At 32.6% G+C, this 16,674-nt stretch carries 17 protein-coding genes; 12 read left to right on the top strand and 5 right to left on the bottom strand.

All coding sequences use genetic code 11. The annotated features are described in order from the left end of the window. The first annotated feature begins 4 nt into the window (after nucleotides 1-4). The 6 genes from ABDZ69_RS06980 to ABDZ69_RS07010 all read left to right on the top strand — a co-directional run bounded on the left by ABDZ69_RS06980 (nucleotide 5) and on the right by ABDZ69_RS07010 (nucleotide 4,241). Nucleotides 5-328 (top strand): DUF2325 domain-containing protein, encoded by a 324-nt coding sequence (locus tag ABDZ69_RS06980; protein ID WP_343768117.1) that lies wholly within the window; start codon nucleotides 5-7, stop codon nucleotides 326-328. A gap of 144 nt (nucleotides 329-472) precedes the next feature. Continuing rightward, the gene (locus tag ABDZ69_RS06985; RefSeq protein WP_343768119.1) at nucleotides 473-967 is read left to right on the top strand and encodes an arsinothricin resistance N-acetyltransferase ArsN1 family A; all 495 of its coding nucleotides are present in this window, start codon (nucleotides 473-475) and stop codon (nucleotides 965-967) included. Between the two features lie 69 nt (nucleotides 968-1,036). Next, nucleotides 1,037-1,486: a hypothetical protein gene (locus ABDZ69_RS06990; protein WP_343768122.1), complete on the top strand. Its 450-nt coding sequence runs from the start codon at nucleotides 1,037-1,039 to the stop codon at nucleotides 1,484-1,486. 137 nt (nucleotides 1,487-1,623) lie between these two features. Further along, nucleotides 1,624-2,334, top strand: coding sequence for a L,D-transpeptidase family protein (locus ABDZ69_RS06995; protein WP_343768125.1), 711 nt, complete (start codon nucleotides 1,624-1,626; stop codon nucleotides 2,332-2,334). Nucleotides 2,335-2,851: 517 nt separating this feature from the next. Continuing rightward, entirely contained in the window at nucleotides 2,852-3,208 is a 357-nt protein-coding gene (locus ABDZ69_RS07005; protein ID WP_343769611.1) for a L,D-transpeptidase, read from the top strand. Nucleotides 3,209-3,362: 154 nt separating this feature from the next. Continuing rightward, entirely contained in the window at nucleotides 3,363-4,241 is an 879-nt protein-coding gene (locus tag ABDZ69_RS07010; RefSeq protein ID WP_343768127.1) for a formate/nitrite transporter family protein, read from the top strand. 158 nt (nucleotides 4,242-4,399) lie between these two features. Here ABDZ69_RS07010 and ABDZ69_RS07015 read toward each other — a convergent pair whose 3' ends face one another. The 3 genes from ABDZ69_RS07015 to ABDZ69_RS07025 all read right to left on the bottom strand — a co-directional run bounded on the left by ABDZ69_RS07015 (nucleotide 4,400) and on the right by ABDZ69_RS07025 (nucleotide 7,554). After that, complete coding sequence (locus ABDZ69_RS07015) at nucleotides 4,400-4,771, bottom strand: VOC family protein (RefSeq protein WP_343768129.1); 372 nt, start codon at nucleotides 4,769-4,771, stop codon at nucleotides 4,400-4,402. A gap of 80 nt (nucleotides 4,772-4,851) precedes the next feature. Next, nucleotides 4,852-6,789, bottom strand: a complete 1,938-nt coding sequence (gene baiCD, locus ABDZ69_RS07020) for a bile acid Fe-S flavoenzyme BaiCD (RefSeq protein ID WP_343768131.1) — start codon at nucleotides 6,787-6,789, stop codon at nucleotides 4,852-4,854. A gap of 186 nt (nucleotides 6,790-6,975) precedes the next feature. Then, nucleotides 6,976-7,554: a TetR/AcrR family transcriptional regulator gene (locus ABDZ69_RS07025; RefSeq protein WP_343768133.1), complete on the bottom strand. Its 579-nt coding sequence runs from the start codon at nucleotides 7,552-7,554 to the stop codon at nucleotides 6,976-6,978. Nucleotides 7,555-7,740: 186 nt separating this feature from the next. On the opposite strand from ABDZ69_RS07025, the gene ABDZ69_RS07030 reads away from it, so the two are divergent. The 4 genes from ABDZ69_RS07030 to ABDZ69_RS07045 all read left to right on the top strand — a co-directional run bounded on the left by ABDZ69_RS07030 (nucleotide 7,741) and on the right by ABDZ69_RS07045 (nucleotide 11,703). Beyond that, nucleotides 7,741-7,971, top strand: a complete 231-nt coding sequence (locus ABDZ69_RS07030; protein ID WP_343768135.1) for a glutaredoxin domain-containing protein — start codon at nucleotides 7,741-7,743, stop codon at nucleotides 7,969-7,971. 23 nt (nucleotides 7,972-7,994) lie between these two features. Then, on the top strand, nucleotides 7,995-8,930 hold the full coding sequence (trxB, locus tag ABDZ69_RS07035) for a thioredoxin-disulfide reductase (RefSeq protein WP_343768138.1): 936 nt from the start codon (nucleotides 7,995-7,997) through the stop codon (nucleotides 8,928-8,930). Between the two features lie 138 nt (nucleotides 8,931-9,068). Then, complete coding sequence (locus ABDZ69_RS07040) at nucleotides 9,069-9,449, top strand: BlaI/MecI/CopY family transcriptional regulator (protein WP_343768140.1); 381 nt, start codon at nucleotides 9,069-9,071, stop codon at nucleotides 9,447-9,449. Between the two features lies 1 nt (nucleotide 9,450). Continuing rightward, a complete protein-coding gene (locus ABDZ69_RS07045; RefSeq protein ID WP_343768142.1) occupies nucleotides 9,451-11,703 on the top strand; it encodes a M56 family metallopeptidase in 2,253 nt (750 codons plus the stop codon). A 39-nt stretch (nucleotides 11,704-11,742) separates the two neighbouring features. Here ABDZ69_RS07045 and ABDZ69_RS07050 read toward each other — a convergent pair whose 3' ends face one another. Both ABDZ69_RS07050 and ABDZ69_RS07055 read right to left on the bottom strand, forming a co-directional pair. Continuing rightward, complete coding sequence (locus ABDZ69_RS07050) at nucleotides 11,743-11,886, bottom strand: polynucleotide phosphorylase (protein ID WP_343768144.1); 144 nt, start codon at nucleotides 11,884-11,886, stop codon at nucleotides 11,743-11,745. Nucleotides 11,887-11,938: 52 nt separating this feature from the next. Next, nucleotides 11,939-13,315, bottom strand: a complete 1,377-nt coding sequence (locus ABDZ69_RS07055) for a sodium-dependent transporter (protein WP_343768146.1) — start codon at nucleotides 13,313-13,315, stop codon at nucleotides 11,939-11,941. Between the two features lie 330 nt (nucleotides 13,316-13,645). Here ABDZ69_RS07055 and ABDZ69_RS07060 point away from each other — a divergent pair, with 330 nt between their 5' ends. Then, nucleotides 13,646-15,091, top strand: coding sequence for a DEAD/DEAH box helicase (locus ABDZ69_RS07060; RefSeq protein WP_343768149.1), 1,446 nt, complete (start codon nucleotides 13,646-13,648; stop codon nucleotides 15,089-15,091). 205 nt (nucleotides 15,092-15,296) lie between these two features. Next, nucleotides 15,297-16,646: an ABC transporter substrate-binding protein gene (locus ABDZ69_RS07065; protein WP_343768151.1), complete on the top strand. Its 1,350-nt coding sequence runs from the start codon at nucleotides 15,297-15,299 to the stop codon at nucleotides 16,644-16,646. The last annotated feature ends 28 nt before the right edge of the window (nucleotides 16,647-16,674 follow it).

Raw genomic sequence — 16,674 nt, forward strand, 5'->3', positions numbered from 1 at the left:
TAATATGAGTGTAGTAATTATTGGAGGCCATGATAGAATGGCATGTACTTATAAAGATATTTGCAAGCAACATAGCTGCAAGGCTAAAGTATTTACGCAAATGCCTGCAAATTTTAAAAAAATGATTGGCAATCCAGACTTACTTGTTTTATTTACGAATACAGTTTCTCATAATATGGTTCTTAATGCTGTAAAAATTGGTGAAAAAACAGGGGCAAAGATTGTGCGCTCCCATAGCAGCAGTTCTTGTGCACTAAAAGGTATTTTAGCTGACCATTGCTCTGAAATTAACTGTATGGACTGTCCAAATTATAATTATTGTAAATAACTTTAGGGTGCAGATGAAATAACTGCACCCTAAAAGCATTAAAGCTAAATATTTTTATTCAATAGTTGTATTTTACAACTATTGTGCATTACAATTAATATGAGGAATAAAATGGATAACAAAGAAAGGTAAGTAGTGATTTAAATGGATTATAATAAAAGACAAGCAAAAATTGAAGATATACCTTATATAACTAGTATTTACAATCAGGGCATTGAAGATAAAATTGCTACCTTAGAAACTAGATTAAGGAATGTTGATGAAATGAAAGAGTGGCTAACTAGTAGGGCTGACAGATATAAGGTATTAGTAATTGAAGATCAAGAAGGTATATTAAGGGGATGGGCATCCATAAATGTGTTTAATTTAAGGTGTTGCTATAGCGGCGTTGGTGACATTTCAATCTATGTAGAGAGAAATATGCGTGGCAAAGGGATTGGTAAATTAATATTAAACTATCTTGTAGAAACCGCTAAAGAACAAAACTTCCACAAGCTAGTTTTAAGTACTTTTGAGTTCAATGATGTAGGTAAAAATTTATATAAGTCTACTGGTTTTAGGGAAGTGGGAACTTATATAAATCAAGGAGTTCTTGATGGTAAATTTGTTAATATAACTATAATGGAGAAGCTTTTGTAAATTTATATTTTGAATAAAGAATAATATTTATGTAAATAATTAATGTATTATAAATTTGTGAGGTCTAACATGTTATTTAATATAATATTTGGTTTAATAGTACCTTGGCTTACCGTTGGAGTTTTTCTTTTTATAAAAGAAAAGAAGATTATTTTTTATATAGTTCCCTTTGTAAGTGTAATTTCTTATATAGAAAATACACTCACATACCAGTTTGGCTTCAATTATATTGCTCCTAAAGAACTGAGTAATTTGTCTCAACTGTTAACTGATATTGGATATTTTGCTCTTGTAGGTGGATTGTTTATATATGCAATTGAAAGACTTAATGTTCATGTACCTCTAATAATATTTATTTTTTCTATAATATCCACTGCCACAGAGTATCCGTTTGTACTTGTAGGCAAGATAATATATGAAAATGGATGGAACTTTGTATATACATTTTTCTCATATTTAATTCCATACGTAATTTTATATTGTTTTTATTATAGCCTTAAAAAATTGAATTTGTATTAATTACTGTATAGTCTATTTATAGAAAACGGGAGTAAAATTGCTCCTGTCTTTTTGTGTTTTAATGATTATTACTGTAACGAAATCAACTTAAGTAAAATATTATAAAATAGAGCAAGTAATACTATAAGGAGATTTTTATGAGATATCCATACATGTGTAGACAATGTGCGGCGGGCCTTGTACCTTATACCATAAGAACTGGGGATACACTAAATAGAATAGCAAGTGGATATAATACTACAGCTCAGGATATTATTAATGCAAATCCTGGTATTAATCCAAATAGTTTAAGGGTAGGTCAAGTAATTTGTGTGCCACTAAGACCTCAATTATACCCATCTTGTCCAACTACAAACTACTATGTAGTAAGAAAAGAAGATACACTGGAGTCAATTGCAAATTATTTTAACATAACACCTCTTCAGCTTTTATACTCAAACTATGGTATTGACCCCAATGATTTATACGAAGATCAAATTTTATGCATTCCTGTAGCACCTTCCCCAGTAAATGTTGATGTAAATGTACCAGTAGGGCGACTTACGGTATTTAGAAATGGGAATATATTCAGGACATATATTATTGCACGTGAAAATCCTGCTTATCCCATGCCAAGAGGAACCTTTACAGTTTTAAATAAACAGGTAGACCCTGGAGTAGAGCGTGGTGCAAGGTGGATAGGGTTATCTGAGGCTGGCTTTGGTATACACGGGACAAACACTCCTCAATTTATTGATGTGGTATCTTCGGGAAGAAGTATAGTTATGTCGAATGAGGACGTAAGTGAATTATTTAATCTGGTACCTGTAGGAACAACTATAAGGGTTATAAATGGGGGAGGGGCTTGATATGCTTAATAGATATTGGTACCGTCAATGTCCAATGGGTTCGGCAACTTACATTATTAAAGCAGGTGATACCCTTTATAAAATAGCCCAAAGATTTAATACTACTGTAGCAGCTATTGTTTCAGTTAATCCAGGTATAGATCCATCAAGATTATATATAGGAGAGGAGATATGTGTACCTCAACAACAACTTCAACCTTTCCAATGTCCAATAGGAACCTCACCCTATGAAATAAAAAGCGGAGATACTTTAGTTACTATAGCTGGAAGATTTAATACAACTGTAGCTGCACTTATATCAGCAAATCCTGATATAGACCCCTATAGATTAAGAGTGGGTCAGATAATATGCGTAACAGAAAAACAGCCCCAGCCTACCACATGCCAGACGTTAAATACCTATGTTATACAAAAGGGAGATATATTATCTGCCATTGCAAGAGCATTTAATGTATCCATTCAAGATATTGTAGCAATTAATCCAGGACTTGATCCAAATAATCTTAATGTTGGTGCCATAATATGTTTGCCAGTAGCAGCGGCACCATTAAGTATTAGAATTAGTATAAGGGCTAAAATCCTTGGTTTATATCGTTCTGGAAGTTTTGTAAAATCATATCCAATAGCCACAGGAAAGCCTACAACTCCAACACCTACAGGAACTTTTACTATAGTAAACAAACAGGTTAATCCTGGAGGCCCCTTTGGAACAAGATGGATGGGGTTATCAAAGCCCCATTATGGTATACATGGCACTAACAACCCAGCATCCATAGGTACAGCGGCTTCAAATGGCTGTATACGAATGTATAATAATGATGTAAATGAGCTTTTCAATCAGGTACCTGTTGGAACTATAGTAAGAATATTTTAATATAAAATAATTTTCCCATAGGAGCATCATTTGCTCCTATGTTTTTTAATGAATATTCAGATTATAGACGATTTACAGACAATAAAACTGTATACTATAAGAATAAGTAATAATATTTGCGCAAAAAGTAATTATAATAAGAGGTGGTTATAAAGTGGATACGAAAAATTATTTAACGCCTGCAGAAATTGCTGCTACAACGGCACAAACAGGAATAAAAAAGGCAAAACTTTCATTTTCACACCAACTAATCTTAGGAATTTTAGCAGGAGCATTCATTGCATTTGCATCTGAAGGGTCAAATATGGCAGCGTTTAATTTATTTGCAAAACCTGAAACCTATGGGTTAGGAAAAGCTTTAGCCGGTTCAATTTTTGGAACAGGCCTTATGCTAGTTATTTTAGCAGGCGGGGAACTATTTACTGGAAATACATTAATGATAATAAGCGTTTTAGAGAAAAAAATAAAACTAAGAGAAATGTTAAAAAATTGGTGTACTGTATATATAGGAAACTTAATAGGCTCTCTAATAATAGCCTATATGATGGTGCAGTCAGGGCTATTTAATAGTGGAGCCAATGATCTTGGAGGGCAAACCATTAAAATTGCTGCGTATAAAGTGAATTTATCTTTTATGCCTGCCTTCTATTTAGGAATTATGGCAAATTGGCTTGTTTGTTTAGCGGTATGGTTAGCCTATGGAGCAAAAAGTATGACGGGGAAAATATTTGGAATATTCTTTCCTATATGGCTTTTTATCACATCAGGGTTTGAACATAGCATTGCTAATATGTATTACATTCCTGCAGGAATATTAGCAAAATCAAATATTAATTGGGCTAATGCGTCTCATCTTTCACAAGAAAAATTAGCTAGTATAAATTGGAATACTTTTATCTTTAATAATTTAATACCTGTTACCCTTGGAAATATAATTGGTGGAGCAATATTTGTAGGTTTTATATACTGGTTTGTATATCTAAAAGGTGATAATGCCAGTGTAAATGTAAAATCTAGCATAGATGTAAAATAAATATATAGTTTATTTAAGAATAAAAACGCAGTAGGTTTTCTGAAACCTACTGCGTTTTATTTGGTCTATATAGAACAGCTTGGTTGTAAATCAAGCAATGCTCCAAATTTTTGACAAGCTGTAAATAAACATTAATTTCTATAATCTTTTTAGGAGGCTTATCGTCTTGATGGAATGATTTCTATCCAATAGCCGTCAGGGTCTGATATAAAGTAAATGCCCATTTTTTCATTTTCATAACAAATGCAATCATTTTTCTTATGTAGAGCGTGTGCTCCCTCATAATCATCTACATGAAAGGCGATATGGAACTCATTGTCACCTAGGTTATAAGGCTTTGACCAATCTCTAAGCCAAGTTAGTTCAAGGTTGTGACCAGTAATGCCATCTCCTAGGAAAATTAAGATAAAGCTACCATCTTCAGCAACTTTACGTCTCACCTCTACTAGTCCTAGATTTTCTTTATAAAAAGCTAGACTTTTTTCCAGGTCAAGAACATTAATGTTATTATGATTAAAAGTAAACTTCATAACTAAAACCTCCTAATTAATAATTATAATAATGATACATTACATGTTTATAAACTTCAAGATTATAATATGATAAACCTTTATATTTTTCTTGCTACTTCTGCAGCTTCAGCTGTTGCATTAAGTGCTCTACGGGCACGTAGTGCATCTCCAATAATATAATAAGGGATTTTATTCTCCTCACAATATGCTTTTATATCATCACAATTGCGTGACTTTGCTCCTATAGCAATTATTACAGAATTGCATGGAACTTCTTCAAGGTCACCATTCTTTTCAACAACTACAGAATCTTCTTTAATTTCAACGCACTTTGCATTTGTGATTGCATTTACATTGGATTTATACATGCTTTCCATTACGCATATTTTACGTAAATTACCAAGATCTTTAGCTACTTGAGGTAGCATTTCCACGACTGTAATGCTATTGGCTTTTTCTGCAAGATACTCAGCAACTTCTAAGCCAACAAGGCCACCACCTATAACGACAACATTTCCTGATGCAGCTGTATTTCCAGCAAGTATATCATGGGAGTTTGTTACATGAGATAAATTAATACCAGGAATATTTGGCTTAATTGGTTCTGAGCCAATTGCTACAATAACCTCATGGGGATTTACTTTCTTAATAACCTCAGGAGTAACAGGGGTAGAAAGTTTTATTTCAATACCTTCCCTTTTTGCCATTTCGCCCATAGCTATAGCAGACTCCTTTAATTCTTCTTTTCGTGGAGCAGCTCCAGCAATTACAAATTGACCTCCTAGAGAGGTGCTTGTCTCACACAATATAGGGTTATGACCTCTATGTTTTAAAATAATAGCTGCTTCAAGCCCAGCTACACCACCACCTGCTATTAGGACTTTTTTAGGGCTATCAGTTTTTACTAAGGTATATTCAGCTTCTCTGCCTAATGCGGGGTTTCTTAAACATGTTATATATGGAACTTCTGGAGATACATAACCATCAAAGCAACCTTGATTACAACCAACGCATCTAACAATATCATCTACGTTACCTGAAAGTGCCTTATTACAAAATTCTGGATCAGCCAGTTGGCCGCGCCCTATTACTACCATATCTGCTTTTCCGTTTTCAACTATTTCCTCTGCCTGTGTAGGATCATTTATACGACCAACAGCTATTGTAATCATTCCTGTTTCTTTTTTTATTCTATGAGCGTTTGAAACATTAAAGCTTCTTGGCAAGTCCACTGGAGGTACTTCATATTTTATTGCTGAAGATGAAAAGTTTCCACGGGATACATCTAGCACGTCCACTCCAGCTTTTTTAGCTAGTTTGCAAAACTCAATAGTTTCTTCAATAGTTAAACCATTTTCCAAGCAGTCGTCCTGCGCTACAATACGCATAAATAGGGGCATATCTTCAGGAATATTGTTTCTAATAGATTTTATACATTCAAGCAAAAACCTTGCACGGTTTTCAAGGGAACCTCCATATTCATCTGTTCTTTTATTAAAGGCTGAGCTTAAGAAGGAATGAGGTAGATAATTGTGTCCAGCGTGGAATTCTATACAATCAAAACCCGCTTGGACTGCACGCTTTGCAGCTGTTCCAAAAGCTTCAACTATTTCTTTTATAAGTTCAATACTTGCACCAGGTATTATGGAATCAGTTCCTGTAATTGGGGTGTCACTAGACAAGATTATCCCTTCCTTTTGAAAACTAGCTACAGCCATTCCGCCTTGCCAAAGCTGTACACCGGATTTTCCGCCAGCGGCGTGAATGGCATCGGTAAGTTTTTTAAGACCAGGAATATATTTATCATCATAAATACCTAAAAAACCTTTTGGAGTGGATGGACCATGTACTCCACATACTTCGGTAAAGTTTAAGCCGTTTCCACCTAATGCTCTAGCTACATGGTAATCTATAAGCTGCTTTGTAACATACTTATTATCGCCAGGCATTTTTGTTCCCATTGCAGGAAACACAACTCTATTTTTAAGTTCCATACCTCTAATTTTTATAGGATTGAAAAGATTATCAAATGCCATGAATAAGACCTCCTAATATTTTTGTAATTTCTAATTATTTAATTAGATTATAGATTATTTAACAATGTAAATCAATATGTTTAAAACAATTTGTTTTATTATATAAAAATTCTCTTAAAAGAGATAAGTTAAAAAATAAAAGGCAATTTCCATTATTTAATTTATAGAAATTGCCTTTGCTCTATTTTATTTTAATCTATTTACTATATAGGAGATATAGTCTAATCTTTGTTTCTTATCATTTACCATGTTTGAATCAAAATTAATTGTATCCATGTTGCTAATTGGATGCAGAATTGAAGATAAAAAAATCATTCTGTTATATTGATATGTGGCGTTATTATTTTTAAAAACTTTTGATAGAATTCTATCCATCTTATCATTCATGGCATCAGTTATTTCAACTATTTTAGCATCAATTGCATCAATTTCTTTTTTAGCCATAGCTTCTTTTAAAATGGTGAAGATTCCTGGGTATTTTAATGTATATTCCATTATTTCGTTTGCCAATAAAATAATTTTTTCTTCATCACTAAATTCATCGCAATCTAATATGGAATAGGCTGAAATTGTGTTTTCTATATAAAATTCCTTTATATGAAGTAGCATCTCATCTTTGGTACGAAAATAATAGTTTATTGCACTTACATTTACATCTGCTTCCTTAGCTATGGCTCTTATGGGTACATTGAAGGAGCCATTTTTACCAATTAGATATAGAGCTTTATCTAGAATTTTTTCCTCAACACTTTTAAGTTCTCTCATTGCTATCACCTCTATAGTATAAATATGTAGTTATTACATATTATATCATAATCAACAACTTCAGTGGGATTTAATGCTATGGAAAGTAAAGATTGAATACTTTTATAGGTTATTGCAAATATTATTAAATGTTAGATAACTTTATCAGATTATATTAAAAAATAACTAATGTAGGAGGAGAAGTACATGGAAGTTATAGTTTATACAACACCTACCTGTCCTTGGTGTAAAGTTGTAAAGGATTATTTAAAATCAAATAATATAACTTATATTGAACATGATGTTTCTAAAGATGACAAGGCTACCACTGAAATGATTAATAAATCAGGTCAAATGGGCGTACCTGTAGTTGATATTGATGGAGAAATAATTATTGGTTTTGATCAAGATAGGATAGATAGAGTATTAGGATTATAGCTTAGTATGAGGAGAGACAATAATTGAATAAAGAAGTAAAAGATTTAGATTTAATAATAATAGGTGGAGGGCCAGCTGGCCTTACTGCTAGTATATATGCTGCAAGAGCAAAATTGAATATGGTTTTACTTGAAAATCAATTAATAGGGGGCCAAGTTAGGAATAGTTACACTATAGAAAACTACCCTGGGTTTAAAGTAGTAGCAGGTAATGATTTAGCAGATTCAATGGTGGAGCAGGCTAAAGAGTTAGGAGTTAAAATTGAGGGATTTAGTAAAATTATTAGCGTTAAGTTAAATAATGATGAAAAGTTAATTGAGACAAAGAAGTTTATATATAGACCTAAGGCAATTATAATTTCTACAGGAGCAACACCAAAGAAACTTCCCATTCCAAAGGAAGAAAGATTTTTAAGTAAGGGAATTCATTATTGTGCCATATGTGATGGCGCAATGTATGAAGGAAAAGTAGTGGGAATTGTAGGTGGAGGAAATGCTGCTTTAGAAGAAGCATTATTTTTAACGAGATTTGCTTCCAAAGTTATAATGATTAGAAGATACGATTATTTCAAAGGTGAAAAAGCCACACTAGATGAGGTTTTAAATAACTCTAAAATTGAAGTTATGTATAATTGGGATTTAGTTGATGTTGATGGTGATGACTTTGTAAATAAAGCATTAATAAAAAATACGAAAACTGGTGAAGAAAGAGAGATAGAGCTAAGCGGAATTTTTGGGTATATTGGTACTGAGCCAAAGACAAAATTATTTAAAGAGGATTTAAAGCTTACACCTTACGGATATATTATCACCGATGATAATATGCAAACTAACATAAAAGGAGTCTACGCAGCAGGGGATGTAAGAGATAAAGAGTTTAGGCAAATAACAACAGCGGTTTCGGATGGAACCATAGCGGCATTAGCTGCAGAAAAATATGTTGTGGAAAAGAATAGATAATAATCGTACCCTATGGGTGAGGAGAGCACCTTTAGGGTACGATTATTTTATTAAAAAGTTTTTGTATTGACAAATCATGACTACAGATGTAAACTGAGAATGTAATAGAAACTACAAATGTAATCGGAGGATATTTAGATGAGTAAATATAATATTAGTGAATCAGAGTGGAAAGTCATGGTGTGTTTATGGGATGAACCTAATTTAACTTTAAAGCAAATTGCTGATAAACTAAAAGATACAAAATGGAGCTATACTACTATAAGAACTTTGGTGACCAGGCTTATGGAAAAGGGAATCATAGATGCGGATAAAACCTCTACATCTAACTTTAAGTATTTTCCCGTTGCTCCAGAAAAAGAGTGTAAAGTAGAAGAAACCAAGAGTTTTCTTACACGAGTTTTTGATGGCTCTATATCTATGATGGTTTCAACTCTTGCAAGGCAAGAGGAGCTTTCAAGAAAGGAAGTGGAGGAGCTTAAAAAAATAATAGAAAGCATGGACGGAGGAGAGATTTGATATGGAAAGCATTATAAATGTAACCATAACTACTTCCATAACATCGCTTATTATCTTGTCGATAAAAGCATTGCTTAAAAATAAAATCTCCCCTAAGTGGCAGTTTTCCCTTTGGATTATAGTGGCTTTAAGACTTTTGGTACCGGTATTACCTGAAAGCAATATGAGTATTTTTAATGCTGTACCTCAGATTAAAAATGTAGAAGTTTCTGAGAGAGCATTAGAAAGCATTGGATCAGAGACTAGATCTTATATTACGGGAGACATAGTGGTAGGTGAAAAGGATAAAGAATTTATTCTAAGTAACGCCTTGGTGCAAAATGCTGTTACTATATGGATTGCAGGATCAATAATCATGTTTATATACATCACAGGTACCTATTTCATATATCATAGAAAAACAAGAAAGCTTATAGTATTAGAAGGAGGGGGTATTTCTTCAGTACTGGAGGAATGTAAAAGGGAATTAGGCATAAATCATATAATTAAAGTTAGAATGGGTGGAGAAACACCACTTTTAAAAGGCTTATTCAATCCAGAAATTATTTTGCCAGAAGGATACACTAATAAAGAGTTAAAGAGTGTATTTACCCACGAGCTTATGCACTATAAGCATAAAGATATTCTATGGAATGTAATTAGCATTTTACTACTTTGTATTTATTGGTATAATCCAATAATGTGGTTTAGTTTTTTTCAATTCAGAAGGGATATGGAAATATTATGCGATTACAGGGTACTCGAAATTTATAATAATAGAAAGGAATATGCAGAGGTTCTTTTAAAAACTGCCCTAAGAAAAAACAAATTCCTATTGTGCACCACATCCATGCAAAATGGTGAAAAGGATATAAGTAAAAGGATTAAGTATATTGCATATTTTAAAAAGCCAAAGGTATTTTGGAGTACTATTGCAGCTATTGTTGCAATTATAATTACATCAATTTGTCTTACAAATCCAGTAGGAAAAGCTTTTAATGTAGCTAATGGGTTGGATTACGGAAAGATCTATGAGCATAAGACCTTATACGTTGGAGATGCAAGCAAGGTAGGAAATCTAACAGATAAACTATATTATGGAGAATATAAGAAGGGATTTGAATTACAAACTGATTCTAAACCTTATGGAGCAACTATAAACTATTTAATTAAGCCTGGTGAATTGTCGCAAAATGGTGTTCTTGCAGTAACGGATAAAATGATGAAAAATGCAGCTATAATGTTTTGCCTTATTGATAATGTTGATGAAATCACTTTTGCTTTTAATGATGGTAGTGGAATTTATAGATTCCCTTTTAATAGAAAACTTTTCAATGAAGTATTTAATAAAGATATAAGAGAATATGCCACTTCTTTGCAAAGTTTTAAAAATGAATTTATCCCTATGATTTATAAACAGAACTGGAATGATGTAAAAGTACCTATAGATAATTTAAAGCATGATGTGAAGGATAAAGTTGAAAAAAACTTAAAAGTAATTATGTCATCGCCAAAATCATCCTCAAATCCTCAGGATTATATTGAGGCTCACCATAATGAGTATCACAACATACTTAAGATGGGAGAGGAAGCCTTACAATATATGCTTACTGTATTTGAAAGTAAAGAGGTGAAAGGTATTAAGGCACATATTATGATGTCTCTTTGTATTGATTTATTGGGGGATAGAAACAACGTTAAAGAGGGTTCATACAGTTCACCAGATGAGTGGTATGAAAAGCTTTCGCCATATACTGCTTCAAAATTACCTCCATTTAAATATGAAACATCTGATAAAATTGAGCAAATGGTTTATTTAGCAGCATTAGAAAAGTATTCAGCAGGAAAAGGTAATATTACACATGAGAATACTGTAACTATTGTAGCTCCACATATTTTTGGGACCTATGAGGATGGAAATCAACTAAAGATATTTACAACGGTTTACTATAATGGATTCAAGCTCTATGATAAAACCCTTTCTCAGGATGGTGCGGGAGTGGTTCCAGCAGCAATTATATATACTAAAAATAATGACGGCACATATACTTTTAAAAAATATGTTGAAGCAATGGATGGTACTTATTTCAAAAGATCCATAGAGGATTTCTGTAAGCCGCGAAGTGACATAGCTAAGGCAATAATGAATCATTACGGTAATGATGAAGATTTGTTTAGGATAATGAGAAGTAATCTTATAAAATACCTTAAGGACAATAAAATGGAGGGTATTAAGATTAAAGAAAACAACGGAGAAATTGTGACTTTAACCTAATGTAAAAAATTGCGATGCAACTTTGCATCGCAATTTTTATTACTTTTTCATAGCCATTAAATAAAAATCTGTTCCAAATTCAGTATTAAATTCTTTTTCTACTTCTCTAATTCTTTTTTCTTGTTGTTCTTGTAAATTAGCAAATTCAAGCTTGTTGTTAGAATTTGTATTGTTACTATTCATATTTATCACCTCATACTTAATTATTTCCATGAGGCTTTATAAAAATACATTATTAAAATTTTATAATATTTAAAGAACTCAAAAATACTATTATTAGTAAAATAGGAGTTACAAACTTGAGTATTAAGAAATACGCTTTGATAATTCCTTCATTTTTAATGGTGCCATTATTACTAAGTTCATTAACTACATTTTCCTTATTAATAAAGTAACCTACAAATATTGCTATTAAAAGTCCTCCTACAGGCAATAGTATATTTGATGATATAAAGTCAAAAGTATCAAAGAAACCTCTGCCAAAGAATACTTGTATATTACCTAAAATACTTCCTTTGTCAGCGGAAAACGTTGCTAGAGAGCCAATTGATAATATTATAATAGCATTAATTATTACGGCAGTACTTCTTTTAAAACCTTTTTCCTCTGTAAAATAAGCAACAGGAACTTCTACTATGGATATCATGGCTGTAGTAGCTGCAATTGCTGTGAGGAAAAAGAAGATTATTAAAAGGAAATAGCCAAAAGGTAATTTTGAAAATACTAGTGGTATAGTCATAAATAATAATCCAGGGCCAGATTGTGGCTCCATGCCAAAGGAAAATACTGTAGGGAATATAGCAATTCCCGCAAGTAAGGATACAATTGTATCGGCAACGGAAACTTTAGCGGAAGTGGTAATTAAATTAGTATCTTCAGTGAAATAACTACTGTAGGTAACCATAGTTCCCATACCTAAAGAAAGTTTAAAAAAAGCTAGTCCCATTGCGGACAAAATTATTCCAGGTTTAATCTTAGAAAAATCAACTCTAAATAAGAATTTTAGTCCTTCCATAGCTCCGGGGAGAGTTAATGCTCTAATGCCGCATACCACTATTAATACAAATAAAAGCGGAATAAGAGTTTTAGTAACCCTCTCAATACCTTTTTCAACACCTTTAATAAGAATTAAAGAAACCACTGCAATAGCAATGAACTGCCATGCTAATGGAGGTAAGGGTTCAACCACTGTTTTACCGAACAGTGCATTTGCAGAATCAGCAGTTACATTTGCAAAGTCTCCTCTTATGGTCTTAAAAATATAAGAGTAAACCCAGCCAGCAACACAGGAATAGAAGAACATAATAAAGTAAGCAGCAAGTAAGCCAGAAATACCTATGCTTTTCCAAAAATGATTAGGTGTTAACTCTTGTATGGCACCCATAACATTTTTATTAGTTTTTCTACCTATATAGAATTCGCTTACCATAACAGGGATTCCAATAAATGCAATACAGATAAGATAAACTAATAAGAATGCGCCTCCACCGTTTTGCCCAACTACATAAGGGAATTTCCAAATATTCCCTAAACCTACAGCTGAACCTAGGGTAGCAAAGAATACTGCAATTGAACCAGAAAAACTTTCACGGGTAAGTTTTTTGTCTTTCATACTGTAAATCACCTCCATATAATAGAAACAATAATTTATAAAATAATAAATTATGAATAATTTATCATACAATAAACTACAAATCAATATATCTTGCAATAATTAATATTAAAAAAATTAATTGTAGTAATTGTACAGAATAGTCTGTAATTTATGTAAATTTATATATGGAGATTACCTTTAAAGAAGGAACTATATCTAAGAAAGGAATTTTCAGTGGTAAAATTATGCTTTATTCTAAAAACTTTATAAATGTGAATACTATGGTAAAATAGAATAATAATATATATATATGCAATAAATAAAAAAAGAATACGAGGTTTTTGTTAAATGAAAGAATTAAATTTTAAAGATTTCAATATAAGCGAAGAAATATCAGAAGCTTTAGCTAAATTAGGTTATGAAGAACCTACAAAGGTACAAAGGAAAGTTGTCCCAGAAGCGTTAAGGGGAAGAGACATAATAGTTAAATCGAAAACAGGAAGTGGTAAAACAGCCTCCTTTGGTATTCCTATATGTGAAAAGGTGGAAGTGGAAAAGGGTAACCCTCAAGTGCTGGTACTTACTCCAACTAGGGAACTATGTATTCAGGTAAAAGAAGATATATCTAATATTGGAAGGCTTAAAAAAATAAGAGCCGCAGCGGTTTTTGGAAAGCAGCCTTTTGCAACTCAAGCAAGGGAATTAAAACAAAGGACTCATGTAGTAGTAGGAACTCCAGGAAGAACTTTAGATCATATTGAAAGGGGTACTTTATTATTAGATGAGATAAACTATTTTGTTATTGACGAAGGGGACGAAATGCTTAACATGGGATTTATTGACCAGGTAGAGTCAATTATCAATAAGCTTCCTAAAAATAGAGTGACCATGTTATTTTCTGCAACAATACCAGAAGAATTAGAAAAGCTATGCAAAGAATATATGAAAAACCCTATGACAATAGAGGTTACCCCTGAGGAAGTTACAGAGGGAAATATAGAACATATACTTTATGAAGTTCAGGATAGGTACAAAGATAAGGTTTTAAATAAAATAATAATCATTGAAAATCCAGATAGTTGCATTGTATTTTGTAGAACCAAGGAGAACGTCGACAATGTGTACAATGGACTTAAAAATAAAGATTATCCTTGTGGTAAAATCCATGGTGGAATGATGCAGGAAGAAAGACTAGAGGGGATGAAAAGATTTAAAAGGGGAGAGTTTATATATTTGGTTGCTACCGATGTAGCAGCTAGAGGCATTGACGTAGAAGAAGTAACCCACATAATCAATTATGACCTGCCCATGGAAAAGCAAAGTTATGTTCATAGAACAGGGAGAACAGCCCGTGCAGGTAAAAAGGGTAAAGCTATAACCTTTGTAACACCCCATGAAGATAAATTTCTAAAAGATATAGAAGAATACATAGGATTTTCCATACCTAAAGGGGAGGAGCCAAGGGAGCAGGAGATTGAAAGTGCCAGAGAAGCCTTTTTAGAAAAGATAAAAGCTAAACCAAAATTAAAAAAGGATAAAAGCAAAGAGTTAAATAAGGATATTATGAAAATATATATAAATGCCGGTAAGAAAAAAAAGATAAGACCAGGAGATATTGTAGGGGGCATTACAAGCATTCCAGGAATCACCGCTGATAACATTGGAATAATAGACATACAAGACAACATTTCCTACATAGATATATTAGAAGGAAAAGGAAAAGTTGTATTAGAAGGCTTAAAATCTGTTACCATAAAAGGTAAAGTTTTAAAAGCAGAAAAAGCAAGGAAATAAAGAAATAGCCACTAGAGAATAATGCTCTCAGGTGGCTATTTATAATGTATGGGATTAATGAGGAAAATTTACAAAACACATTGTAAATATATGGAAATTATGATAACATCAAAGTAAGGTATTGGAAACGATACCGATAACGGTACCAAATCATCATGGGGGAATGGCACTGGCTATAAAAAATTATAAGGGGGAGAAGATTAATATGAAAAAAAGGCTACTAAATTTATTTCTATGTGTAGCAATAGGCTCAACTTTATTAGCTGGATGCGCTGAAAAGCAAGCATCAACTTCTAAAACTAAGGAAATTTATTTTTTAAATTTTAAACCTGAAATTGCTCAAGTATACGAAGCAATTGCTAAAGATTATGAAAAAGAGTCAGGTGTTAAAGTAAAGGTTGAAACAGCAGCAAGTGGTACTTATGAAACAACTTTAAAATCAGAAGTAGCTAAATCCGATGCTCCAACGATTTTCCAGATCAATGGGCCTGTTGGATATAGTGCGTGGAAGGATTACTGCTTGGATTTAAAGGATACTAAGCTTTATAGCTATTTAACAGATAAAAGCTTAGCAGTAAAAAGTGGCGAAGGGGTTTATGGTATTCCATATGTTGTAGAGGGATATGGCATTATTTATAATGAGGCCATTATGAAAAAATATTTTGCCTTAAGTGATAAAGCTGTTTCAATAAATTCAACAAATGAAATCAATAGCTTTGACTTATTAAGCAAAGTAGTTACTGATATGACTAAACATAAAGATAAATTAGGTATTAAGGGTGTATTTGCATCTACATCATTAAAAGCAGGTGAACAGTGGAGATGGCAAACTCACCTTGCGAATGTTCCTTTCTACTATGAATTCAAAGATAATACTAAATATGACAATACAGTTTTAGCTGGTCTTGCATCAGATAAAATTGACTTCAAATATTCAAGTAACTATAAGAACATTTTCGATTTATACATCAATAATTCTAATACAGACAGAAAGCTTTTAGGAAGTAAATCCGTTGATGATTCTATGGCTGAATTTGCACTTGGTAATGTAGCTATGGTTCAAAACGGTAACTGGGCTTGGTCACAGATTAAAGGCGTTAGTGGTAATACTGTAAAAGAATCAGACATAAAATTCATGCCAATCTACACAGGTGTACCTGGAGAAGACAAGCAAGGCTTGTGCGTTGGTACTGAGAACTTTTTTGCAATCAATAGCAAGGTTTCAAAGGAAAAACAGGAGGAATCTATTGCGTTTATTGAATGGCTATTTACAAGCGATACAGGTAAGAAGTATGTAACTAATGACCTAGGTTTTATAGCTCCATTTAATACATTTAAGGACAATGAAAAGCCAGCAGACCCATTAGCTAAGGAAGTTTTGGCTTGGATGGAAAAGGGAACAAACGCAGTGGCATGGACATTTGCGGCATTCCCAAGTGAAGAATTCAAAAATAACTTTGGTGAAGGATTACTTGAATACGCTCAAGAAAACAAGAAGTGGGAAGATGTTGAAAAAATAGTTAAGGATTCTTGGGCATCTGAGAAAGCAAAATAATTAATATAACAGAAAATTAAAAATACAA

This window comes from Clostridium malenominatum, assembly GCF_039521365.1.
GTDB lineage: Bacteria > Bacillota > Clostridia > Clostridiales > Clostridiaceae > Clostridium_AW > Clostridium_AW malenominatum.

What these genes read in the sequence shown, in the direction of transcription:
- ABDZ69_RS07065 (WP_343768151.1), top strand. Translation starts at nt 15,297, where the DNA reads ATGAAAAAAAGGCTACTAAATTTATTTCTATGTGTAGCAATAGGCTCA.
- ABDZ69_RS06995 (WP_343768125.1), top strand. Translation starts at nt 1,624, where the DNA reads ATGAGATATCCATACATGTGTAGACAATGTGCGGCGGGCCTTGTACCT.
- ABDZ69_RS07015 (WP_343768129.1), bottom strand. Translation starts at nt 4,771, where the DNA reads ATGAAGTTTACTTTTAATCATAATAACATTAATGTTCTTGACCTGGAA.
- ABDZ69_RS07045 (WP_343768142.1), top strand. Translation starts at nt 9,451, where the DNA reads ATGGAAAGCATTATAAATGTAACCATAACTACTTCCATAACATCGCTT.
- ABDZ69_RS07050 (WP_343768144.1), bottom strand. Translation starts at nt 11,886, where the DNA reads ATGAATAGTAACAATACAAATTCTAACAACAAGCTTGAATTTGCTAAT.
- ABDZ69_RS07055 (WP_343768146.1), bottom strand. Translation starts at nt 13,315, where the DNA reads ATGAAAGACAAAAAACTTACCCGTGAAAGTTTTTCTGGTTCAATTGCA.
- ABDZ69_RS07040 (WP_343768140.1), top strand. Translation starts at nt 9,069, where the DNA reads ATGAGTAAATATAATATTAGTGAATCAGAGTGGAAAGTCATGGTGTGT.
- ABDZ69_RS06985 (WP_343768119.1), top strand. Translation starts at nt 473, where the DNA reads ATGGATTATAATAAAAGACAAGCAAAAATTGAAGATATACCTTATATA.
- ABDZ69_RS07025 (WP_343768133.1), bottom strand. Translation starts at nt 7,554, where the DNA reads ATGAGAGAACTTAAAAGTGTTGAGGAAAAAATTCTAGATAAAGCTCTA.
- baiCD (WP_343768131.1), bottom strand. Translation starts at nt 6,789, where the DNA reads ATGGCATTTGATAATCTTTTCAATCCTATAAAAATTAGAGGTATGGAA.
- ABDZ69_RS06980 (WP_343768117.1), top strand. Translation starts at nt 5, where the DNA reads ATGAGTGTAGTAATTATTGGAGGCCATGATAGAATGGCATGTACTTAT.
- ABDZ69_RS07030 (WP_343768135.1), top strand. Translation starts at nt 7,741, where the DNA reads ATGGAAGTTATAGTTTATACAACACCTACCTGTCCTTGGTGTAAAGTT.
- ABDZ69_RS07060 (WP_343768149.1), top strand. Translation starts at nt 13,646, where the DNA reads ATGAAAGAATTAAATTTTAAAGATTTCAATATAAGCGAAGAAATATCA.
- ABDZ69_RS06990 (WP_343768122.1), top strand. Translation starts at nt 1,037, where the DNA reads ATGTTATTTAATATAATATTTGGTTTAATAGTACCTTGGCTTACCGTT.